General features: G+C 53.9%; 20 protein-coding genes and 1 other annotated feature (1 of these 21 cut by a window edge). Of the genes, 4 read left to right on the top strand and 16 right to left on the bottom strand.

Annotated elements, in window-relative coordinates; translation table 11 throughout:
• Positions 1-106: 106 nt before the first annotated feature.
• From radC to M467_RS24735, 11 genes are all read right to left on the bottom strand, one after another.
• Positions 107-730, bottom strand: a complete 624-nt coding sequence (gene radC, locus M467_RS24785) for a RadC family protein (RefSeq protein ID WP_021066873.1) — start codon at positions 728-730, stop codon at positions 107-109.
• Between the two features lie 29 nt (positions 731-759).
• Entirely contained in the window at positions 760-1347 is a 588-nt protein-coding gene (locus M467_RS24780) for a Maf family protein (RefSeq protein ID WP_021066872.1), read from the bottom strand.
• Between the two features lie 138 nt (positions 1348-1485).
• The gene (locus M467_RS24775) at positions 1486-2193 is read right to left on the bottom strand and encodes a hypothetical protein (RefSeq protein WP_021066871.1); all 708 of its coding nucleotides are present in this window, start codon (positions 2191-2193) and stop codon (positions 1486-1488) included.
• Positions 2190-3833 (bottom strand): pilus assembly protein PilM, encoded by a 1644-nt coding sequence (pilM, locus tag M467_RS24770; protein WP_021066870.1) that lies wholly within the window; start codon positions 3831-3833, stop codon positions 2190-2192. Before pilM ends, M467_RS24775 begins: the two co-directional genes overlap by 4 nt.
• Positions 3834-3845: 12 nt before the next feature.
• Positions 3846-4598, bottom strand: coding sequence for a prepilin peptidase (locus tag M467_RS24765; RefSeq protein ID WP_021066869.1), 753 nt, complete (start codon positions 4596-4598; stop codon positions 3846-3848).
• Positions 4599-4687: 89 nt separating this feature from the next.
• On the bottom strand, positions 4688-5188 hold the full coding sequence (locus M467_RS24760; RefSeq protein WP_021066868.1) for a prepilin-type N-terminal cleavage/methylation domain-containing protein: 501 nt from the start codon (positions 5186-5188) through the stop codon (positions 4688-4690).
• Positions 5189-5330: 142 nt separating this feature from the next.
• Positions 5331-6548 carry a type II secretion system F family protein gene (locus M467_RS24755; RefSeq protein ID WP_021066867.1) on the bottom strand — a complete coding sequence of 406 codons (1218 nt, stop codon included), beginning with the start codon at positions 6546-6548 and terminating at the stop codon, positions 5331-5333.
• A gap of 4 nt (positions 6549-6552) precedes the next feature.
• Positions 6553-7587: a type IV pilus twitching motility protein PilT gene (locus tag M467_RS24750; RefSeq protein ID WP_021066866.1), complete on the bottom strand. Its 1035-nt coding sequence runs from the start codon at positions 7585-7587 to the stop codon at positions 6553-6555.
• Between the two features lie 4 nt (positions 7588-7591).
• The gene (locus tag M467_RS24745; RefSeq protein ID WP_021066865.1) at positions 7592-9241 is read right to left on the bottom strand and encodes a GspE/PulE family protein; all 1650 of its coding nucleotides are present in this window, start codon (positions 9239-9241) and stop codon (positions 7592-7594) included.
• A 10-nt stretch (positions 9242-9251) separates the two neighbouring features.
• On the bottom strand, positions 9252-9533 hold the full coding sequence (locus tag M467_RS24740; protein WP_021066864.1) for a hypothetical protein: 282 nt from the start codon (positions 9531-9533) through the stop codon (positions 9252-9254).
• A complete protein-coding gene (locus M467_RS24735) occupies positions 9530-10756 on the bottom strand; it encodes a G5 domain-containing protein (RefSeq protein ID WP_021066863.1) in 1227 nt (408 codons plus the stop codon). The genes M467_RS24740 and M467_RS24735 overlap by 4 nt, the downstream gene beginning before the upstream one ends.
• Positions 10757-10919: 163 nt before the next feature.
• On the opposite strand from M467_RS24735, the gene M467_RS24730 reads away from it, so the two are divergent.
• From M467_RS24730 to M467_RS24720, 3 genes are read left to right on the top strand one after another with little or no spacing between them, the layout of a single operon-like run.
• Positions 10920-11369 (top strand): prepilin-type N-terminal cleavage/methylation domain-containing protein, encoded by a 450-nt coding sequence (locus tag M467_RS24730; protein ID WP_021066862.1) that lies wholly within the window; start codon positions 10920-10922, stop codon positions 11367-11369.
• Positions 11317-11880 (top strand): PilW family protein, encoded by a 564-nt coding sequence (locus M467_RS24725; protein WP_021066861.1) that lies wholly within the window; start codon positions 11317-11319, stop codon positions 11878-11880. Before M467_RS24730 ends, M467_RS24725 begins: the two co-directional genes overlap by 53 nt.
• A 14-nt stretch (positions 11881-11894) precedes the next feature.
• Positions 11895-13577, top strand: a complete 1683-nt coding sequence (locus M467_RS24720) for a hypothetical protein (RefSeq protein ID WP_021066860.1) — start codon at positions 11895-11897, stop codon at positions 13575-13577.
• Positions 13578-13620: 43 nt separating this feature from the next.
• Here the strand turns inward: M467_RS24720 and M467_RS24715 are convergent, their stop codons facing one another.
• Together M467_RS24715 and M467_RS24710 are read right to left on the bottom strand one after the other, a co-directional pair.
• Positions 13621-15144: a hypothetical protein gene (locus M467_RS24715; RefSeq protein ID WP_021066859.1), complete on the bottom strand. Its 1524-nt coding sequence runs from the start codon at positions 15142-15144 to the stop codon at positions 13621-13623.
• Positions 15145-15188: 44 nt separating this feature from the next.
• Complete coding sequence (locus tag M467_RS24710; RefSeq protein ID WP_021066858.1) at positions 15189-16433, bottom strand: bifunctional folylpolyglutamate synthase/dihydrofolate synthase; 1245 nt, start codon at positions 16431-16433, stop codon at positions 15189-15191.
• Between the two features lie 108 nt (positions 16434-16541).
• On the opposite strand from M467_RS24710, the gene M467_RS24705 reads away from it, so the two are divergent.
• Positions 16542-17978: a protein adenylyltransferase SelO gene (locus M467_RS24705; protein WP_021066857.1), complete on the top strand. Its 1437-nt coding sequence runs from the start codon at positions 16542-16544 to the stop codon at positions 17976-17978.
• Positions 17979-18051: 73 nt separating this feature from the next.
• On the opposite strand, the gene M467_RS24700 is transcribed toward M467_RS24705, so the two are convergent.
• From M467_RS24700 to M467_RS24690, 3 genes are all read right to left on the bottom strand, one after another.
• Positions 18052-18399, bottom strand: coding sequence for a hypothetical protein (locus tag M467_RS24700; RefSeq protein ID WP_021066856.1), 348 nt, complete (start codon positions 18397-18399; stop codon positions 18052-18054).
• Between the two features lie 40 nt (positions 18400-18439).
• Positions 18440-19213: a hypothetical protein gene (locus M467_RS24695; protein WP_021066855.1), complete on the bottom strand. Its 774-nt coding sequence runs from the start codon at positions 19211-19213 to the stop codon at positions 18440-18442.
• 92 nt (positions 19214-19305) lie between these two features.
• Positions 19306-21957 (bottom strand): valine--tRNA ligase, encoded by a 2652-nt coding sequence (locus M467_RS24690; RefSeq protein WP_021066854.1) that lies wholly within the window; start codon positions 21955-21957, stop codon positions 19306-19308.
• 55 nt (positions 21958-22012) lie between these two features.
• Positions 22013-22023: a binding site (T-box leader), on the bottom strand; it runs 209 nt beyond the window's last position.

The following is a 22023-nucleotide window of genomic DNA, read 5'->3' as shown; positions in this document are numbered from 1 at the left end:
TAAGGGATTTAAAGAATGAAGACCTAATGTAACTTCAGAACATCATACAGTCGCGTCAGCTTTAGAAAAACAAAAAGCAGACATGTCTATGCCTGCTCTCCATTCTTCATCCATTCATATATCCCCGTTGCTTCATGCTGACGTAATGGTCCTCCCCGATGATGACGTGGTCGAGACAAGCGATGCCGACGATATGGCCCGCCTCGACGAGCCGTTCCGACACCTCGATGTCTTCCCGGCTCGGTGTCGCGTCCCCGCTCGGATGATTGTGCACGGCGATGAAGCACGCCGCCGACAGTTTGAGCGCCTCCCGGAACACGTCGCGCGGATGGACGATCGATGAATTGAGCCCACCGACGAACAGCGTCTTCCGGGCGATGAGCTGGTTCTTCGTGTTCAAATACAGGCAAATGAAATGTTCCTGATTCAACAGTCGGAGTTCATCACGAAGCAGTTCATAGGCGTCCTGCGGCGAACGAATCGTCGGCGTCTCCATTTTCGGTTCCTCGACGTAACGGAGACCGATTGCAAACGCCGCGAGCAACTGCTCGGCTTTCTTCTTCGTCATGCCCTCGATTTGACAGAGGTCGCTCACAGACGCCTGCGACAGCGCCCGGAGCGTCGGATATACGTCGGACAGCCGTCGGGCCGTCTCGTGCGGGTCGCCACCCCTGCCCCCGATTTGGAGCAGCCGGGCGATCGCGGATTCAACACTTCGGTCGAGCACCATGGTCATTCCTTCACCAACTTTCGCTTCATTCACAGAAAGCGCGGCGATACCCCGTGTCGTTCGAGCGTCTCGACGAGTGGACGGATTGGTAGACCGACGACGTTATAAAAGTCTCCTTCGAGCCGTTCGACGAACAGACCGCCCGACCCTTGAATCCCATAGGCACCGGCCTTGTCATAAGGCTCCGTTGAATCGAGGTAGCCGTCGAGCCACGCGTCCGGGATGTCGATGAACGTGACGTGCGTCGTCGTGACGAACAAGTCCTGTCGCTCGGGGCCGATGATGCTGACGCCGGTGAGCACTTCATGCGTCGCTCCCGAAAGCCGTTGCAGCATGTCCCGCGCGTCGTCACGGTCTTTCGGCTTCTCTAAAATCGTCCCGTCTAAGACGACGACCGTATCCGAGCCGATGACGATGGCGTCGCGGTTGTCGCGGGCGACGTCCATCGCTTTCTCGCGGGCGAGGCGTCCGACGTACTCTTCCGGATGTTCCCGTCCGTTCGTTCCTTCGATGACGTTAGATGGGATAACCTCATGACTGATCCCGGCCTGGCTCAACAGCTCGGTCCGCCGTGGCGACATCGAGGCGAGGATGACACGTTTCTGTGTTGGTTTCATTGTAACGACTCCTTCCATATGTGCGTAACGGGCTTCTTTTCCGTATCACACTTCACTGTCGATTGTAGGCAAACGGGCAGGCGTTTACAATCCAAGACGCCTCAAAAAAACGCCCCTTCTTTTCGAAGGGACGTGAGGTCACGGTGTCGTATAGTCGTACACCGGGATGTCTTTCGGTGTGAACGTCTGAGCCGGTACGTAGCGGTCTTCGACGAGTTGATCGAGGTCCGGGCGATAGAACGCGTCGAGTTCGACCGTGAAGTCGAGCGGCTCAACCGTCTCGGTCGTGTTCGGTCCCGTCTCCGTAGGTCCAGTAAATTGGACCGTGCGCAAGATGTGAATCCGGTTCATCGACTCGACCGACTCAAGGAACAGGACGAGCGACTCGTACGTGTCCGCTTGGAGCGACACCGTCGAGCGGACCGATGAGGCGTTGACCGGCGTGATTTCAACCGGTTCGACCGGTTCAGCCGTCGCACTCACATCGTTCGGTTCTGGCTCGTCGATGTCTTCTGGTACTTCCGATTCAGCGATGATGCCGTCGGCGAAAGCGATGCTCGTCACGCGAACGTCAGACAGTTGGCTCGCCTGGGACAGCGTCTCGACGACCGTGTCGAGGGCTGCTTCGGTCGGGACACGCGTCTGCAGGCGCTGCGAATCGGCGACGTCGACGACTTCGCCTTCTTGGCGCAACAGTTCGAGCTTCGTCTGTTCGAGCGACAGTTCCCGTTCGAGCGACTTGACGTTGCCTTGGTGGATGAAATACTGGTAACCGAAATAAGAAGGTACGGCGATGGCCGCGAACAAACAGATTGTGAAAATCAAATAAATCGTCGAGCGTTTCATTCGCTCACCACCTCCTCATCGGTCGTCTCTTCCGTCTCGCCGTCCGGTGTCTCACCATCTGGGCTCTCCCCTTCCGGCGTCTCCGGTTCGGCATCGATGAACGTGAAGGTGAACTCGCCGATGTACCGTGGGAGCGGTTCGTCTGTCGAATCGAGCACACTCGGCGACAGCGTCGAATCCGTTTCGGTATCCGTCTCTTCCTGTTCCGTCTCCGCTTTCGTCTCGGTCGTCACGCCGAGCAGTTTGACGTTCTCAAACCGTACGTCGTTCAAGAGCGAGCGTTGGAACACATTCAAATCGGCGAGCGTCTCGAACTGGGTGCGCACGCTCATCAGCGAACCGTCGGCGTAGTTATACGTCAACACGTAGCCCGTCGGTGGCAGTTGTTCCGTCAAGGCCCGTAGTGCTGGCACGGCCAACTTCTCTTCGGCCGTGAGCGCCGTCACCGTCTGGTCGAGCGATAGGACTTGCTGCCCCTTCGAGTTCACTTGCTCGGTCTGATAGATGCGAACGAGCTGCAACTGTTCTTCGATCTGAGCCTCGTTCTGCTTCAATTCGTTCACTTCATAGAACAAGTAACCGGTCGCCCCGCCGCCAATCAACAGCGCGAGCAGGCTCGCGATAATCGGCCACCGGAGTGTCACATCGGTCGAGTTGATGAAGTTGGCGTCGTGCTCTTTGTCGAGCGTCGCCATTCCGAGGAGCGGCAACATCTGGTGCGACAACGGTGTCGCGTGAGAGAGCGGGAGCGGGTCGTCGATGCGTTTGACCGGCACCATCGCCTCGCTTTCAATCGTCCGGACGAGGTCGTCGAGGTTCGGAACCGTCCCCGAGACGAGCAACTCGTCAATCGGACGTCCGTCCGTCCGGAGCGAGTAGCGATAGAAGTCGAGGAAGCGTGCGAGTTCGTTCAACCACTCGTCCGTCTGCGTCGCAAGCGTCTCCTTCGAGCCGCTATATGTATACGTGATGATTCCATCCGTCGTCTCGGCGCGGTACGGGAGGTCGGTCTCGATGGCCCGGATGAACCGGACTTGCCCTTCCTCGAGAACGAGCAACTGGTGCGCGAACGGTGTCACGTGCCAGAGGAGCGTCGATTTGAGCGGGTCGAGTGTCTCGAGTCGGCTCACGCCGTTCGCAATCGCGACCGGGCGTGGAACGATTTTCTTCAATTGGAATCCTCGTTTTTTCATGTAAGCGCGGATGGCTTTCGTCAAATCGACCGAGACGGCGTGGAGCATGACCTCGGTCTTCGTGTCCGTCTCGCCGAGCACCTCGTAGTCGAAGGCGACGTCGTCGAACGGCAAGATGATCGAGCTGCCGATCTCCATGAACAGATAGCCGCGAATCTCATCTTTCGGAATCGTCGATGGAATCTCGACTTTACGGGACAACACTTCGGTCTCGGCCATATCGACGGCACAGACCATCCCTTTTCGTACTTTCAGTTTACGGCACAGTTCATCGAAGGCGAGACCGAATGCGTTCTCGTCTTCAATCCGTCCCCCCACGTAGGCGCCTTTCGCCAATTGGACGGAGGCGCTACGCTTGAACACGCCTTGTTTAATCACGGCCCCGTGGATGCTGAGCGCATCGAACGAGAAATACGCGACCGTTCCTTTCTCTATAGACCGGCTCATGCTGGTTTCCCCCTACATCAAATCAAAATACCAATCAAAGAAGCGTTCGCTGAACCAAAACGTCAGCATCGTGCCGAGTGCGATCGACGGCACGAACGGAATCGGCTGTTTGCGATTCATCCGTTTCAAGCCGATGAGCGTCAATCCGACGATCGCGCCAATCAAGCTCGATAAAAAGAGTGCGACGAGGACGTCGCGCGGCCCGAGGACGAGCCCGATTACTGTAAATAGTTTGACATCGCCGGCCCCAAGTCCCCCCTTGGAGACGAAAAAAACGGTGGCGAGGACAGCGAAACCGAGTGCAGCCCCGGCAATCGGGCTCCACCAGACCACACCCGCGCTATAGGCGAGCAACATGAGGATCGGTGCCGTGAACATGAGAATCACGTTCGGGACGAGCATCGTCGACAAATCCGACATCGCCAAGGCGAGGAGCGTCGATAAGAAGACGAAGGCGAGAAGCGTCGTGAGGCTAAAGCCATACAGCCAGAAGCTATAGGCGTAACCGACCGCTCCGAGCAGTTCAAACAGCGGGTACGTCGGCGCGATCCGCCCGCCACAGCCGCGGCATTTCCCGCGCAGGAACACGTAACCGAAGACCGGAATCAGTTCCCAAGCGGATAAGACGTGTCCACATGACGGACAGTGCGAGCGCGGTGTGACGATGGACTGTTTGCGTGGCACGCGGAGCCCGACGACGTTCGTGAATGACGTGATGACGGCCCCGAGGACGAGGCTATAAATGAGTCCAATAAGTTCAACCAATCAAGGTCACTTCCTTACTTGTAAGTATATGCCAAAAAAAGAAAACCGGCTAGGCTGAGCGAGTGCCCAGCGCCAGCCGGAAGAATAAATTAATTTCCGCCAGTACCAGTGCCCGTACCTGCGCTTTGTGTAGTAGAAAGAGTTGCTTTCTTAACTGCTGACTCATTATCTGCTGCTAAAGTAAATTTACTTCCTACAACATTTACAGCATAAGTATATTTACCACTTGTTGCTGGTTTAATTGTTACATAAGCAGTTGTATAAGTAGAGTTATCAGTAAATGGATCTTTTAAATTGTCAACATATTGAGTACCATCAACCGTTCCTGTACTGCCTGCAAATTTCATAGTAGTTTCAGCAGAAACCGGATTTGACGCAGTATATAGTTTCGCCGCACTCACCATCTGCTTCGCATCGGCAACCATCGCATCCTTCTTCGAGTTCTCGATAATTCCACCGATTGCGACAACGGCGATTGCTGCGATAATCCCCAAGATAACGACGACGACGAGCAACTCGACGAGTGTGAGTCCGCGCTCATCTTTCAATTGTTTGGCATCTTGCCAAATCATTTTCATTTTCTCTAACATGATTCATTCTCCCCTTTTGTGTGTTTTGCTGTGTTGTGTGCTGCATGCATTACCTTTGACCTAATAATAAGTAGAACAATTTTACTATACATTCAAAAAATAGGATTGAAAAGATACAAATCTGCAAATAAATAAAAAGTTTCTACTGATTTTGGATATCGCCATAAATTTGGAACATCGGGACGACAATCGCGATAACGATGACCCCGACGATGCTCGCCAAGACGACGATCAACAGCGGCTCGATGATTGATTTCAGGCGGTCTGTCGTCGTCTCGACCTCGGTCTCATAAAACTCCGCGACCTCGTTCAACATCGAGTCCAAATCCCCGCTCTCCTCGCCGACCGCAATCATTTGCGTCATGAGCGGTGGAAAGCTATCGTTCCGTTCGAGCGGTTCATGGAGTGGAATTCCTTGTGCCATCATCTTGCGTGCTTGAGCAAGACCTTTACGGATGACACGGTTCGAGACGATCTTCTCGGTGATCTCAATCGCCGATAAAATCGGGACCGCCGCTTGAAGCAAGACGGCCAAACTTCTCGTCAGTAACGCGATTTGAGACTTTAGGACGATAGGCCCAAAAATCGGCATCTTCAACAGCAGTCCATCAATGACGTATCGCTCCTTATCACGCTTCAACATCCAAGTGAAGATAAGCAAGGCGATGAGGGCACCACCGAAGATGAGCCACCAATAGGAGGCGACGAAATCGGATACGGCGACGACGATACGCGTGATGAGCGGCAGTTCCCCACCGAGCTGTCCGAAGATGCTCGCGAACGTCGGGACGACGTTCACCATGAGGAAGGCGACAACGCCGATGGCGACAATTGAGACGACAAGCGGATACGTCAACGCTGAGATGACTTTCCGTTTGACGTCATATTGTTTTTGGAGCTGGAGCCCGATTTGGTCGAGCGCCTCCTCCAAGTTCCCGCTCGCCTCACCCGCAAGTGCCATCGAGCTGAAGAAGTTCGAGAACACGCGCGGATGCTTCTTGATCGCCTCCGAGAAAGCGATCCCTTCGCGCAAATCGTCCTCGACTTGGCTGAGCGTCTTCTTCAACACTTTCGACTCGGTCTGGACGCGCAAGATGGACGTCGCCCGAACAATTGGCACGCCGGCCCGGATGAGCGTCGCGAACTGGCGCACGTACATAATCAAATGTTCAATCTTGACTCGCTCGGGGAGCAAGTTCACTTCTTTATTCAGTCCGGTCGACTCGAGTTCAGCGAGCTCGGTGACGAGAATCGATTCTTGGCGCAGCTTTTCTTTCGCCTCCCGGAGCGAGACGGCGGTGACCCGCCCTTTCTTACGCTTCCCGTTCAGCAGTTTACCTTCGTATTGGAAGATGGCCATTCAGTCACCTCTCTTCATTTGGTACGGCGTTCGGGTTGATGACGCCTTGACGGACGAGCTGTTCGATCGCCATGTCCATCGTCTGCATCCCGTTCTGCCGGTTCGTCTGGATGACGGTCGGGAGTTGGAACTCCTTCTCGTTCCGAATCAAGTTGGCGACGGCCGGATTGCCAATCATAATCTCCATCGCGGCGACACGACCTTTCGGCACGTCGACGCGCGGGAACAAGCGCTGACTGACGACACCGAGCAGGACGTTGGCGAGCTGGGTCCGAATCTGGTCCTGTTGCTCGGCCGGGAACGCGTCGATGACACGGCTGACAGTCGACATCGCGCTCGACGTGTGGAGCGTCGCCATGACGAGGTGCCCCGTCTCGGCAGCCGTCATCGCCGTCGATATCGTTTCGAGGTCACGCATCTCACCGAGCAAGATGACGTCCGGGTCTTGACGGAGCGCGGCCCGGAGACCGTCGACGAACTTCATGACGTCGGAGCCAATCTCACGCTGGTCGACGATGCTCTGGTCGTGCGAGTGCAAATACTCAATCGGATCTTCGAGCGTGATGATGCGCTTGCGCTGCGTGCGGTTAATCTCATGAATCATCGCGGCGAGTGTCGTCGACTTCCCTGACCCGGTCGGACCCGTGACAAGGATGAGCCCGTATGGTTTCTCAATCAACCGTTTTAACACTTGCGGCAAATCGAGCTCGTTCATCGTCGGGATTTCCCCGGAAATGGACCGGAACGCGATGGCGACCGTGCCCCGTTGATAATAGGCGTTGACGCGGAACCGCGATACGCGCGGAACCCCGAACGAGAAGTCGAGGTCGCGCTGCATCTCGAGACGGCCCCGCATCTCTTCGGTCATAATCTCTTTCAAATAGCTCTCGATATGGAGCGGCAACACTTTCTCGTCACCCATCGTGATGAGGCTGCCGTCGACCCGGATGATCGGCGGCGAGCCGGCGGTCAAATGGATGTCCGAGGCGCGTTGTTCGACCGCTTTCGTTAAAATCACTTCAATCGACTGATGGATCATAGGCTCACTCCGTTATCACTGTTCTCAATATCTCTTCGGTGTTCGTCAGTCCGAGTGCGACTTTCTCAAGTCCATCGGCGAGGAGGAAGCGGACGCCTTGTGCTTTCGCATAGGCGACCATCTCGGCCTCCGTCGCTTGGTTCATAATCAACCGGCGCAATCCCTCATCAATCGGCACAACCTCATGGATGGCGAGCCGTCCACGGTATCCCGTGAAATTACACGAGGCACAGCCGTTGCCGCGCATGATTCGGTCGACCGGGACACCTTCAGCGGCAAACAGTTCCTGTTCCCGTTTCGACACCGGCTGTTCGTGCCCGCAGTCCCGACAGACGCGACGGACGAGCCGCTGGGCGACCAGTCCTGATGTCGAGGCGGCGACAAGGAACGGTTCGACCCCCATGTCAATCAAGCGAGTGATCGAGCTGATGGCCGAGTTCGTATGTAGTGTCGATAACACCAAGTGACCGGTCAATGATGCCCGGATGGCAATCTCGGCCGTCTCGGTGTCCCGGATTTCCCCGACCATGACGATGTTCGGATCTTGTCGCAAAATCGAGCGCAGACCCGACGCGAACGTCAAGCCGACCTTGGCGTTGACTTGGACTTGGTTGATGCCGTCGAGCTGATACTCGACCGGGTCCTCGACCGTGATGATGTTCTTCGATTCATCGTTCAGTTCGCGCAGCGACGCATAGAGCGTCGACGATTTCCCTGATCCGGTCGGCCCGGTGATGAGGATAATCCCGTTCGGCCGTTTCAACATGTCGCGGTACACCGCCTCGTTCTCGTCGCCGAAGTCGAGTTTCGTCAAATCGGTCAACCCTTCCGAGGAATCGAGCACCCGGATGACGATTTTCTCGCCATACATCGTCGGGAGCGTCGAGACGCGGAAGTCGTACGGGCGGCCCCGAAGCGTATATTTAATGCGCCCATCCTGTGGCAAGCGGCTCTCGGTGATGTCTAGGTTACTCATGACCTTGAGCCGTGTCAGCATGACACTTTGAATCTTCTTCGGATAAGTCGCTTCGGTTCGTAAATCACCGTCGACCCGAAGGCGCACGTGCAACTGCTTCTCGTGCGGGTCGAAGTGGATATCTGAGGCTCGTTGGTCGATGGCGCTCAAGAAGAGCTGATTGACGAGACGGATGACTGGTGCGTCATCTCGTGACGCCGTCTCCTCGCGTTCGAGTTCCGGCGCTTCTTCTTTTAAAATCTCGATGAGTGACGCGTCCATCTCGTAATAGCGGCCAATCGTTTTGCGAATCTGTTCGCGTGTGGCGATCCCGACCTCGATGTTCATCCCGGTCTGAAGCCGGACGTCATCGATGGCAATCAAGTCAAGCGGGTCCGCCGTCGCGATGAACAGGGTGTTCCCTTGTAACGAAATCGGCATGATGTCATGTTTTTGGGCGATGACTTTCGGGACGAGTTTCGTCACGGTCACGTTGATGTCTTCTGAATATAATGAAATGACCGGCACGTTCAACTGTTCGTGAAGCACTTGAATCAGTTGTGTCTCGGTCAAATAATTCAATCGCATGAGCGCGTCCCCGAGCTTTTCCCCGGTCCGCTTTTGTGCGAGCGCTTCGTCGAGCTGGCCTTGCGTGATGATTCCCGCCTCGACGAGCATCTCGCCGAGCCGTTTTTTCATTCTTCTCAACTTACTTCACCATCCTCTGTGGTACCTCCTGTGCGACGTCTCGCTGTTCGATGAACGCACTGAGTGCCGCACCGCCGGCCAAACCGAGGGCGAGGAGGACCCACGCCCACCACGTCCGCTCGAGCCCTTCGACGTACAGGCTATAGACGCCGAGCGATAGCACGGCGACGAGCAATACGATGACCCCTTTCGTCTCGCGTTTCCGAATGTACGGAATCGACAAGGCGAACACGGTCAATGTGGCGAGTACCCAAAAGGCGATCAAAATTAAATATCCGATCATCCGACTGCCCCCTCACTTGGTACCGGATCTGTGTCATGAACCGGTGGCTGTTCTTCAAACTGATTCAATCCGTCATCTTCTACATCGTCATCGAACGGGTCATCTTCCAGTGTTTCATCTGGGAAAGTTGGGATGACCGGTTCGACAGGCTCTGGAGGTGGGAGCGGGACGGAACTTTTCGTCACAATCTCCGGAATCGGCTCGTAAAAATCGAATCCGAGCAGTTCAAGCGACTCGCCCGTATCCGTGATGCGGACACGGTATAGCTTGCCTGACTCACCGGTCTGTCCGGACTGGGTCACAGACGAACTACCAGCTGTAAGCGATGGCGAGAAGCGGACGATGTTTTGGTACGGGACGCTCGTCACGTCTTCGACGCGCGATTCGTAAGCACCGACGAACGCCTTGCCGAGCAATTGGACTGTCATCGCGTTCCCTTCTTCTAACACGATGAGCGCGTAAGGCGTCTGTTCCGTATTCTGGACGGCGAAGTTCGAGCGTTCATCGACTTTGACGTCGTAGCCAAGCTCGATGCCGGACGGGAGCGTCTCATGCTGCACCCGTTCAAGGATTTGGAACGGTGTCGCCGCAAACAACTGATACATCGATGACCCGAGCGTGCTGAGCGCGTCAAAATCTTCCCCGAACGCTTTCAAGCTGAAGATGTCCCCGGCTTCCATCTCGAAGCCGTTCATCCGTTCGAGTGCCGAGCGCATCGCTGGTGTCGGACTGACGGTGATTGAGGCGACGACTTCGCTCTCCGTCGCCGTCATCTCGAGGACGACGTCCGAGTTCAAGTTCGATGCCGCTTCGACGAGCGGTGGTGTCACCATCGAGAGCGTCACCGGTTGATTCTCTAAGTAAGGCGTCAACCGCTCTTCGTCGACCGTCGTGACGAGCGGATATGTACCCGGTTCAGAAGCCGTCTTCAGCGTCGCATCGACGTTGAATGAGACGACGTCTTTGCCGACCTCGAGGGCCGTCCCGTCGACGAGTGTCACCGTGAACGGTGTGTTATTGAAGTCTTTGATGGCGTTATCGAGCCGGACGACCGCCTCTTCCTTCGTCATCCCCGATACATCGATGCCGGCCACGGTCGTCTCTTTATATGTAGCACTTGTCTTCGCCGAGGCGTCGAGATAGTTCACGAGCCCGATCGTCGGCAATGACACGAGCAGGACAAGTCCCGCCAGGATGAACAGATGCATCCCATATCGCTTCATTCCATTTCCCCCTCTATTTCAAGTCAAATGAGACTTTTGAATTACTATCCGTTCCCACTGTAACTTTAGTATAATATGCATTGTACAGAAAATAACAATTATTTCAGGTGAAAAGTCTCTTTTTTCCTGTCTTTAAATGAATATTGAAAAGGAGGTCAATGCGTTGGACCGTTCCGAACAAGGTTTCACGCTCGTCGAAGTTCTCGTCTCGATCGTCGTCGTCTCGATCCTGGCATTATCGCTCATGAATATCTTCTCCCAAAGCTTGCGAATCACCTCCTCGGATCTTGACCGGACCGTAGCGAACCAAGTCGCCCAAAATACGCTCAACACGTTGAAGCGCCGCGCAGCCGAAACCCGGGACCCGATCGATATCGCGACGCTCCAACAAACACCGGCCAATGTCTGTGATTTATGTGACGTCACGATCAACGGGCGCGCCTTCGATGTGACCATCCTCTCTCCCGGCAACGAACCGCCCGCTGACCTCGTCAACGTCGAGATTACCGTCGCCTCGGAGACATTGCTCAAACCCATCACGTTGAAAGGAGTGGTGACGAATGCGACGCTTCAAGATAAATTCCCTGAGACGGACGTTCCAGAGCTTCCGTGACCGTGAGGACGGCGTCACGCTCGTCGAGTTGTTGCTCGCACTCGTCATCTCTGCCATCTTCGCCGGCATCGTGATCACCGTCTTCTTGTCCGGCTCGCTCGGTTTCCGTCTGACGAACGATACGAGCTCGCTTCGAAGCGAGGCCGACTATTTGATCACGAGTGTCCTCCAAGACATCAACCGGACCGAGTTCGACGCCTTGACCGTCAACGGGGATACATATTCGTTTCACCGTCTCCATACCCCACGCATCTCGACGGAAGGGATCCTGTATCGTCAAGGCGATTATATGGAGGACGCCGTGCTCGAGCTCGCCCCGTCGAGCTTTGTGACGAACAATCCTGACGTCATCGTTCAGTCCGTCGACATCGACCTCCGCGACGAAGTGACCGATCCAAGGCGCGGACGTGAGGCATATATCACTTCTGGATTGATTGAAATTCAAGTGACACTCGCCTCTCGTGAAGATACGACGCTCGTCAAAACGTTCACGAGCACCATCCCGTTATGAAAAGAGGGAGTCAAATGAAACAAGATGAACGAGGCTACGTCCTCATCCTCGTCCTCGTGACGATGGCGGCACTCGCCGTCCTCTCGCTCGCAGCGATTCAAGTCAACTTGGCCACGAACAAGCAGACGAATCTCCGTGTCGACGAGACGCAGCTCGATACCGACGTCAAAGGCGTGCTCGATGTGCTCGTCGCCGATCTCCGAGCGACGTTCCCGCTCCACGATGCGAATGTCGTCCAACCATATATGGAGAACGAGCAATTGTTCCAGTCAAAAGTCGAGACTGTACTCAAACAAGATACGTTGTATGCAGGGACGCGCCAATCCGGCGATAACGATATTCGCTACTCAATTACCCGCTCGACAGCGGACCAGGCGAACGCCCCGTTCACGACGGTGCTCACGTTGACGGCGACCGGGACGACGAAAGCGAAACCGGAACAGCCGATGCAGACAAGCTCGTATAGCCAAGAAGTGTATGTGACGGCGCTGCCGTCATTCCTCTATTACGTGCTCGGGTCGGACGACACGTTGACGGTCAACGGTCCACCGAAGATTGAAGGGAACTTGTTTGCGGGGACAAGGCTCTCACTCGAACGCGACGCGAAGTACCAACTGAAAGACCAAATCAACACGCTGAACAATAGCGCCTCGAGTCGGTTTTATCTCGATGGCCGCATTGACCTCGGAAACGGGGCGACGTGCGACGGCTGTGAAACGCCGAACTATTTCACGAACTCGACTACGCCAGGTGTCAACCATGAACCTGAGATTGGTCCAGTCGAAAGCAGCTTCTCCAATTTCAATTACGATTACTCGGTCGTTCAATACGTGAATCGGTTCATGGGTTCTTTGGCGGACATCCCGTATAATTCCAATCCGGCCGATGAAATCTTTGCTAAATCGAATATCACTCGAACGAATGAGCCGTTCATCGAACAAATCTATCGCCCCGTTAACTCGAACAAACCAGAATTGCTGAAAACTAATTTGATTGATCAAGGTAAATTAGATGCCATCACTGGCATGCAAATCGTGAGGCTACACCCGGAGGCAATCGCTAACTATACGGGCAAGGACGGTATCTCGATTGTCATTTCAAAATCAATCGCTAGCAAGACAACCCCGCTTCTATTAGATGGCGACGTAACCATCGATTCATTGAATGAGATCACAATCAGTCGCCCCCTAATCATTAACGGCGATTTAACGATTCGTGGAAAGGTCGCTTTTAATACAACGGTATATGCGCTCGGTGATACGTATATCGATGGGGCTGACTTGTTGCCGGCGACCGCGGGGGGCAATGACAGTTCACTCGTACTCCTCTCCAAAGGGAAAATTTTGTTAAACCGAATCAATGAGTTCCAGAACACGTCTTCTACGCTACAAGCGTTCATGTACAGCGCCTCGACTGAACCGACTCGTCTCTATGCGGTCGGCTCAATCATCAACATGAAAGGCGGTCTATATAGTAAAGGCCCACTCGAAGTGAACACGTTCCGCGGCACGTTCAAATCGTTGCCGGAACAGGCAAATAAACAAGCATCTTTCGCCCCGGGAAATGTTGACGCTTATGCTGAAGTCGATAAATCTCGTCTCGTCATGGAATACAACGAAGGCGTATTCCGACAAATCACTACACTACCGGTCACGAACCAGTTGCAACTGTTTGTCGGCCAACAACTGAAGCAATAATAAAGAAGCTACTCGCGTGAGTAGCTTCTTTTCTGTGGCGTCATTAATAGAAATCAGTTGATGGCTCAGCAGTACCTGGATTCGGATCGGCACCTTCTTTGACCTGAACGTAGAACGTCTGGCTGATGACTTCAGGACCTTCTCCCGCCTCAAAGGAGGCGCTCACATCCTGCGTTACAAGCCCCACCTTAGCGATTCCTGGCTTCACGAGTGTCAATACGCCATTTTCAGCTTTGAGCACGTCCTTACCTTCTAACACTGTGAGTCCGTAACCCGTCACGTTCGCCGTCTCCGGCCAGAACTTAACAGGGTACTCGTAAGGACTGTCCGACATATATAACACAACGTTAGGTGTCGCGACACGTTGTGGGTATTCTTTCACTTCAATCAAAGACGTTTCTGTTTGACCTGGGTACTTCGTCAAAGCCGCGATTACCGATACGTTCCCGGTACTTCCGTGTTCGGCTTGGACCGTCGCCGTCGAACTTTGACTCGATACGATGCTGAGTGCAGTAGAGTTCACGGCCCACGTGGCATCGAACGGATTGTTGACGACTTGGTTATCACCAATTAATTGAGTGAGGTTCAAGACTGCTTGTTGTTTCACTAAGCTCCCACTCTTATTTTGATAGACCCATAACACTTTGTCCGTAGAGTCAATTGCGAGATCAGGTAATCTGACTTTTACCGTCACCGGTTGGGATTTCGATTCATATCCGTTGCTATGAACATAAACAGCTTGAATCGTCGTCGTTCCGACTTTTAACGCCTCAACTGATAAACTTTGCTTAGCGGCATTTGTCTGTTTCACGACTTCAGGATTCACAATGCTCCATTTAAGCGTTACAGTGGAAGGCATTTTCGCTTTTACTGTCGATATCTCAGCATTCACGTTTCCAGTTTCATTCAAATATAAATTCAACTCTGATGGAAGTTTGATATTCAATGCTTCAACGGTAACAGTTGAGCTAGGCAATTTGCTACCCGGATCTGAAATTGAACGATCATGTTTTACTGAACCATTACCGTTCCCAGCGTGATCTGCCTCTAACGAATAAGAGAATCGACCGTTCGTAAATTGAAACGTTCCTGGCTTCGTAGCCGTCAACTCAAGTGTCAACGAATCGTAAAACGCCTCATTTTTGTATTCATTACAAGATTCTAGTCCCAAGTTCTTCTTACCACACATAATCTCAACCGTCCCTGTCAACGAACGTGTAGCAGAAGAATACACAAGCCCTTTTTTTTCTACTTCAGCCTTATTTACCTCGAAACCTTCCGGAATCGTCTCATTAATGGTTACCGCCCATTCAACGTATTTATATGAATTGATATTCGGACCTTTTTCAAAATCAAGAACGTTATTTAAGGCAAAACGATATTCCAACTTAACCTTTTCTCCTACTAATACCGCATCAGGTGTAACTTTTCGTTCTAACTCATCACTAATAGGATTTTTTAATACGATTCCTTGATTATTCGCAAACGTTGATGTATACGCGAACAACAATAAGACCATCCCTATTACTATGAGGAACCCGTACTTGGATCTTAGCTGCCTCTTCATCGTTGTGCCTCCAGTCGGTTTGTCATCACACTTCTTCAGTTAATTCATACCCCTTTTTCTTCCTGTTCACAAGCAGTTTTTTTCAAACTTTGGAAATAGGTTCTGACTTCACTGATAAAGTAGAGCGACCCGGTCACGACGAGCGTCTCGGATTTCGGTGCTTCGAACCACGCAGCCAACCAATCCTGCCAGTCCACGTAACGAGCACCGTCCGCAATCAGACTGTCTTTCGTCCGGGCACGCGGAAAATCGAACGTCGTCTCATAGACGTCCGCCACTGTCTGGAGCGACGCGACCATCGCCTCGCGGTCCTTATCGGCAAGAATGGCGGCAAGGACGGTCACGTCACGCTCAAGTTTCAGCTGTTCGACGAGTGCGGCGACGCCTTCCGCGTTATGCGCCCCGTCGAGCACGATACGAGGCTGTCTCGAAATCAGCTCGTAACGCCCCGGATGTTGCGCCGATTCGAGTCCTGCTTGAATCGCCTCTGTTCTCCAGCCGAGATGGCGCGCGACGGCGACAGCACACGCTCCGTTATACGCTTGATGGTGTCCGGTCAATCCGAGTGTCACCGGAGGCATCCCATCATACGTGACGACCGTGTCGGCCCCATCCTCTACGGATGAGACGAGCGGCGTGACGTCGTGAATCGGCGCATCCATCGTCTCCCCTTGTTGTTCGAGCAACTCAATCAACCGTTTCTCCGTCAAGCTATGGAACATCGGCACACCCGACTTCATGATACCGAACTTCTCGAGGGCAATCTCTTCGAGCGTGTCGCCGAGAATCCCTTGATGATCATGTCCAATCGACGTCACGATTGTCGCGATCGGCTTCTGTAACACGTTCGTCGAGTCGAGACGTCCTCCGAGCCCGACTTCCCAAATGACGAGGTCGGGCTGTTGCTCGTGGAAATAGAGCCACGCCATGACGGTCAGCAGCTCGAACTCCGTCAACGTCTCCGGTGACGAGCTCGCACAGTCACGGACCCGGTTGGCGATTTGGACGAGGTCCTCTTCTCGAATCGGTTCCCCGTTCAACATGATTCGCTCCTCGAACTGAATGATGTATGGCGAGATGAACGTCCCGACGTTCAAGCCCTGTTTCATCGCCATGGCCCGCAAGAAGGCGACCGTCGACCCTTTCCCGTTCGTCCCCGCCACGTGAATCGACGGTAACTCTTCGATTTGTAGGGCGTTCAGCATCCACTCGATTCGTTTCAATCCCGGCTTAATCCCGAACCGCAGCTGCCCGTTCAGCCATTCCAATACGTCTAGTCTCGTCTCCATCTTCCATCACTCCTGTTTTCACACTTCTATCTCATCTTACCAAAATTCGCGAAGCGCTACGCAAGGAATCGGCTGTGCTATACTCGAGGCGAAGAAGGGGGAATCACCATGACAACCAATTGGAACTTCGAGGCGACCTACCTCGATCTCCGTGATATTTTTTACGACCGAGGACCGGTCCATCCAGTCGATAAGCCCGAGCTCGTCCTTTGGAACGAAGCTCTCGCCGAGACACTCGGACTCGACGCCGTAGCACGTCAAGACGTCGCACTCTTTGCCGGTAATCGCCAGACGGATACGTCGTTCTCGCAAGCGTATGCCGGCCACCAGTTCGGCCATTTCACAATGCTCGGTGACGGACGAGCACTCGTGCTCGGGGAACATGTCGCCCCGAACGGAAAGCGTGTCGATGTTCAATTGAAAGGCTCAGGTCCGACCGAGTATTCGCGTGGAGGCGATGGACGGGCCGCCGTTGGACCGATGGTGCGCGAGTTCCTCATCAGTGAGGCGATGCACGCCCTCGGCATCCCGACGAACCGGGCGCTCGCCGTCGTCACGACCGGTGAGCCGATCATGCGCCAAGGACCGAAGCATGGTGCCATCTTGACGCGCGTCGCGGCAAGCCATTTGCGCGTCGGTACGTTCCAATATGCCGCTGCGGCCGGCTCGATTGATGACGTCATCGCTCTCGCCGACTATGCGATTCAGCGCCACGACCCTGATCTTGAAGGAGAGCCGAATCGCTATGAACAGTTCCTCGGCCGCGTCATCACCCGCCAAGCGAAGCTCATTGCGGATTGGCAACTCGTCGGATTCATCCACGGCGTCATGAATACGGACAACACGTTCATCAGCGGTGAAGGGATCGACTATGGCCCGTGTGCATTCATGGATACGTATCACCCGAACACCGTCTTCAGCTCCATCGACCGCGAGGGACGCTACGCCTATGCGAATCAGCCGTATATCGGGTCATGGAACTTGGCCCGCCTCGCCGAGACGCTGTTGCCGCTCCTCGCTGACACGCAAGAAACAGCCGTCGATATCGCCAATAAACTGTTGAACGACTACACGGAAACGTACAAAGAGGCATACTTCACCGGACTTGCCCATAAAATCGGGCTCTACGTCCGAAAAGATGGCGACGATGAACTGACGGACGAGTTGCTCCGGCTCATGATGGAGTCTGAGGCTGACTTCACGAACACGTTCCGCGCGCTCACACTCGGCGACACAAATTCGCTTGCCTTTGCTAAGCAAGATGATGGAAAGGCGTGGCTGTCCGCTTGGCAAAAACGCCTCGGAGATCAAGGTCTTCCTGATGAGGACGTCATCCGGCTCATGCGTCAGCATAACCCGGCCGTCATTCCACGCAATCATCATGTTGAGACCGCCCTCACGGCAGCTGAACGCGGTGACTTTAACCCGACGCATGCACTGCTCGACGTATTGCGGAAACCATACGATTACGAAGCAGACTATGGACGATATGTCTCACCTGGACCGCCACGGACGTATCCGTATCAGACGTTTTGTGGCACATGAGATTTATTATCGCTCATCTCACAACAACCCCGAACATCGATGACGATGCTCGGGGTTGTTCTTTTCTATAGACTTATAGTCCGAAATGAATCATGTCCTTCTTGTCTACTTGGGCTTGTGTGATTTTGGAAATAAGTCGATTCAGTTGTTCCGACTCATGCGTGTACATCATCGCTTTGACGACTTGATAGAACAGCGCCAGTGACTCATATGGAATGAGCGTGATCCCGCATTCGTCTAATCCGAATCCAGGACGGTCATAGGAGTGGAAATACGTGCGCATCTCGTTCAGCTCCTCGATAAACTCATCCACCCACTCCCCATCCACCGAGACACAATCGAAGTGTTCAGGTGTATACGTATCATATGATGATTGACGGTTTGTTGAATCTAACATACCGAATTCGTGTGTGTACGGCATGGCATTCCCTCCTCTTGAATAGTTGATGTCACAAGTATGATCAGTTCATCGGAAAATCCACCGACCACGCCTCCGGTAGCGAGTCCGAGAGGTCGAGCAACACCTCTTCCGACACATTGCCCGTCACGACGATGAGCTTGCCCTGGTCTACGTAAAACAAGCCGTTCCCTTCCGGTTGATTCAAGCGATACCGCTCATTTGAATCGTCTCGCCGGTCAATCAATTCTCCGTCTGCCACACTGGACGCATCGGTCACTAAAATCGTGATGCATTGCGTCTCATCATACAACGTCCACATCTCCACCGGCCGCTCGAGCTGACTCATCTCGAAGTTGGCGACAAACAGCTCTTCTTCAGGCAAGTCCAACCCGTGTCGGACTTTTTCGGCCGCCTCGGGAATCGTAAAGTTTTGAATCCCGTGCAACCCCCACTCCTCGTCCCGTGAATAGTTGAACACGCCGAACGAATCGTCGCGGTTTGGTAACTTAATGGCAATGAGCCCGAGATCATCGATGACGGTTTCATAGATTACACCGTCTCTCGAAGGTCGCTCGGACGTGCCATCTGTATATTGAAGCGTGTATTGGGCCGTGACCGCATCGACTAGTCGAACGGTCCCTTTCGGCACGTCCTCAATCATCGAGCCGAACACTTCTTTGTCCGTCGTTACGGGAATATCCTTGGAAGACGTCTCCTCTGCACTTTCATTAATTGTCACTCCTGATTCCGTCGGTTCGATCGGTTCAGCTCGTTCCGCCACACACCCACTCAGTCCCATCACTGCCAAACTTAACATCATTCCGATTCGTCTCATGTCACACCACCTTTATATCGTCTCCTCTCCTAAATTCCACCAAACGACAAAAAAACCTTCTTCGGAGATAATCTCCAAAGAAGGTTGATTCATTATTTACGCAACTCTTCCAAACGCGCACGGACTGCGTCATGTTTGTCGAGGTAGTCTTTCTCTTTCGCCTTCTCTTCGTCGATGACGTGAGCCGGTGCCTTGCCAGTGAAGCCTGGGTTGCCGAGTTTCTTCTGAACGCGCTCGACTTCCTTCTCGTACTTCGCCACTTCTTTTTCAAGACGGGCGATTTCTTCCTCAAAGTTGATGAGGTCAGCGAGTGGGATGAACAGTTCCGCACCCGTCATGATGGCTGACATCGACTTATCAGGAGCCGTCAAGCCACGTCCGATTTCGAGCTCGGTCGCGTTCGTGAACTTGCCGATTGTCGTTTCGTTCGCGCTCAAGTAATCTTGTGTCGCCTCATCCGACGTCGAGATGAAGAGCTGAATCGGTTTCGACATTGGGGCGTTCACTTCCGAACGGATGTTACGGACCGAACGGATGACGTTCATGACCGCTTCGAACGCTGGTACCGAGTCCGCGAAGTGGAGCTCGTCGCGGCGTGTCGGGTAGCTCGCACGGACAATCGAGTCGCCTTCGTGCGGCAAGTGCTGCCAGATTTCCTCTGTGAGGAACGGCATGAACGGATGCATGAGACGCATGATTGAGTCGAGCGTGTACGCGAGCACTGAACGCGTCGTCGCTTTCGCAGCCTCGTCCTCACCGTAGAGCGTGAGTTTCGCCATCTCGATGTACCAGTTACAGAACTCTTCCCAGATGAAGTTGTACAAGTAACGGCCGGCTTCGCCGAACTCATACTTGTCGACGAGACGTGTCACTTGGTCGATTGTGTCGTTCAAGCGAGTGAGAATCCACTTGTCAGCGAGCGTCTTCTCACCTGACAAATCGATCTCCTCATACTTCATGCCGTCCATGTTCATAAGGGCGAAACGGCTCGCGTTCCAAATCTTGTTCGCGAAGTTCCATGTCGATTCGATTTTCTCCCAATAGAAACGAAGGTCGTTCCCTGGTGTCGATCCCGTAAGGAGGAACCAGCGGAGCGAGTCCGCGCCGTATTGGTCGATGACTTCCATCGGGTCGACGCCGTTACCGAGCGACTTCGACATCTTGCGGCCTTCCGAGTCGCGGATGAGACCGTGGATGAGCACGTCGTTGAACGGCTGCTTCCCAGTGAACTCGAGCGATTGGAAAATCATGCGCGATACCCAGAAGAAGATGATGTCGTAACCCGTGACGAGCGCGCTCGTCGGGAAGTAACGTTTGAAGTCTGCTGAGTCCGTATCCGGCCAGCCCATCGTCGAGAACGGCCAAAGCGCTGACGAGAACCATGTGTCGAGCACGTCTTCATCTTGATGCCAGTTCTCACTGTCCGCCGGTGCTTCTTTACCTACATAAATCTCACCTGTCTCATTGTGGTACCAAGCCGGGATGCGGTGCCCCCACCAGAGTTGGCGGCTGATACACCAATCACGGATGTTCTCCATCCAACGGAGGTATGTGCCTTCGAACCGTTCTGGGACGAAGTTGACTTTCGTATCGTCATGTCCTTGCGCTTCGAGCGCTGCTTTCGCGAGCGGCTCCATGTCGACGAACCACTGTTTCGAAAGATACGGCTCGATGACCGCGCCTGAACGTTCCGAGTGACCGACCGAGTGCGTGTGCGGCTCGATTTTGACGAGCGTGCCGTCTGCTTCTAGGTCTTTGACGAGTTGCTTGCGGCATTCGAAGCGGTCGAGCCCTTCGTACTTGCCAGCATTCTCGTTCATCTTGCCGCCTTCGTCCATAACGAGGATGCGCGGGAGCTCGTGGCGGTTCCCGATCTCAAAGTCGTTCGGGTCGTGCGCCGGTGTGATCTTGACGCAACCTGTACCGAACTCCATGTCGACGTAGTCGTCAGCGACGATCGGAATCTCGCGGTTCATGACCGGAAGCATGATCGTCTTGCCGACGAGGTGCGCGTAACGCTCATCTTTCGGGTTAACGGCAACGGCCGTATCACCGAGCATCGTCTCCGGACGTGTCGTCGCAATCTCGATGTGGCCTGAGCCGTCAGCGAGCGGATACTTCATGTGGTAGAACGCACCTTCGACTTCTTGGTAGATGACCTCGATATCGGAGACGGCCGTCTTTTGTGCCGGGTCCCAGTTGACGATATACTCGCCGCGGTAAATCAAGCCTTTCTCATAGAGACGAACGAATACTTCCTGGACCGCTTTCGAGAGTCCTTCGTCGAGCGTGAAGCGCTCACGTGAGTAATCGAGACCGAGGCCAAGTTTTGACCACTGGGCACGGATCGTGTCGGCATACTCGTCTTTCCATTCCCACGTCTTCTCGAGGAACTTTTCGCGTCCGAGGTCATAACGCATGATGCCGTCCTCACGGAGCTTCTGTTCGACTTTCGCTTGCGTCGCGATCCCGGCGTGGTCCATCCCTGGGAGCCAGAGGACGTCATAGCCTTGCATGCGCTTGAGGCGCGTCAATAAGTCTTGGAGCGTCGTGTCCCACGCGTGTCCGAGGTGAAGTTTCCCTGTTACGTTCGGTGGCGGAATGACGATCGTGTACGGCTGTTTTGAATCGTCCTCGTCTGCTTTAAATACGTCGTTCTCTAACCAGTAGTCATACCATTTCGCTTCCGTCGCACTTGGATCGTACTTCGTCGGCATGGTGATTTCGTTTGTCTCGTTGGCCATATGTCCAACCTCCTCTAATAATGTGGACAAAAAAACGGCTACTCTCGTCCTTAACGCTAAGGACGA

It is taken from the genome of Exiguobacterium chiriqhucha RW-2 (assembly GCF_000416965.1).
Taxonomy (GTDB): domain Bacteria; phylum Bacillota; class Bacilli; order Exiguobacteriales; family Exiguobacteriaceae; genus Exiguobacterium; species Exiguobacterium chiriqhucha.
The sequence above is the reverse complement of the archived record's forward strand: the minus strand, read 5'-3'. Positions and strand labels throughout refer to the sequence as shown.

Excerpts from the sequence above, each read along its gene's own strand:
- M467_RS24775 (WP_021066871.1), bottom strand. The coding sequence starts at position 2,193 with ATGAAACGCTCGACGATTTATTTGATTTTCACAATCTGTTTGTTCGCG.
- M467_RS24735 (WP_021066863.1), bottom strand. The coding sequence starts at position 10,756 with ATGAAGCGATATGGGATGCATCTGTTCATCCTGGCGGGACTTGTCCTG.
- M467_RS24715 (WP_021066859.1), bottom strand. The coding sequence starts at position 15,144 with ATGAAGAGGCAGCTAAGATCCAAGTACGGGTTCCTCATAGTAATAGGG.
- pilM (WP_021066870.1), bottom strand. The coding sequence starts at position 3,833 with ATGAGCCGGTCTATAGAGAAAGGAACGGTCGCGTATTTCTCGTTCGAT.
- M467_RS24780 (WP_021066872.1), bottom strand. The coding sequence starts at position 1,347 with ATGAAACCAACACAGAAACGTGTCATCCTCGCCTCGATGTCGCCACGG.
- M467_RS24710 (WP_021066858.1), bottom strand. The coding sequence starts at position 16,433 with ATGGAGACGAGACTAGACGTATTGGAATGGCTGAACGGGCAGCTGCGG.
- M467_RS24720 (WP_021066860.1), top strand. The coding sequence starts at position 11,895 with ATGAAACAAGATGAACGAGGCTACGTCCTCATCCTCGTCCTCGTGACG.
- M467_RS24755 (WP_021066867.1), bottom strand. The coding sequence starts at position 6,548 with ATGGCCATCTTCCAATACGAAGGTAAACTGCTGAACGGGAAGCGTAAG.
- radC (WP_021066873.1), bottom strand. The coding sequence starts at position 730 with ATGGTGCTCGACCGAAGTGTTGAATCCGCGATCGCCCGGCTGCTCCAA.
- M467_RS24760 (WP_021066868.1), bottom strand. The coding sequence starts at position 5,188 with ATGTTAGAGAAAATGAAAATGATTTGGCAAGATGCCAAACAATTGAAA.
- M467_RS24740 (WP_021066864.1), bottom strand. The coding sequence starts at position 9,533 with ATGATCGGATATTTAATTTTGATCGCCTTTTGGGTACTCGCCACATTG.
- M467_RS24745 (WP_021066865.1), bottom strand. The coding sequence starts at position 9,241 with ATGAAAAAACGGCTCGGCGAGATGCTCGTCGAGGCGGGAATCATCACG.
- M467_RS24700 (WP_021066856.1), bottom strand. The coding sequence starts at position 18,399 with ATGCCGTACACACACGAATTCGGTATGTTAGATTCAACAAACCGTCAA.
- M467_RS24750 (WP_021066866.1), bottom strand. The coding sequence starts at position 7,587 with ATGATCCATCAGTCGATTGAAGTGATTTTAACGAAAGCGGTCGAACAA.
- M467_RS24725 (WP_021066861.1), top strand. The coding sequence starts at position 11,317 with ATGCGACGCTTCAAGATAAATTCCCTGAGACGGACGTTCCAGAGCTTC.
- M467_RS24690 (WP_021066854.1), bottom strand. The coding sequence starts at position 21,957 with ATGGCCAACGAGACAAACGAAATCACCATGCCGACGAAGTACGATCCA.
- M467_RS24705 (WP_021066857.1), top strand. The coding sequence starts at position 16,542 with ATGACAACCAATTGGAACTTCGAGGCGACCTACCTCGATCTCCGTGAT.
- M467_RS24695 (WP_021066855.1), bottom strand. The coding sequence starts at position 19,213 with ATGAGACGAATCGGAATGATGTTAAGTTTGGCAGTGATGGGACTGAGT.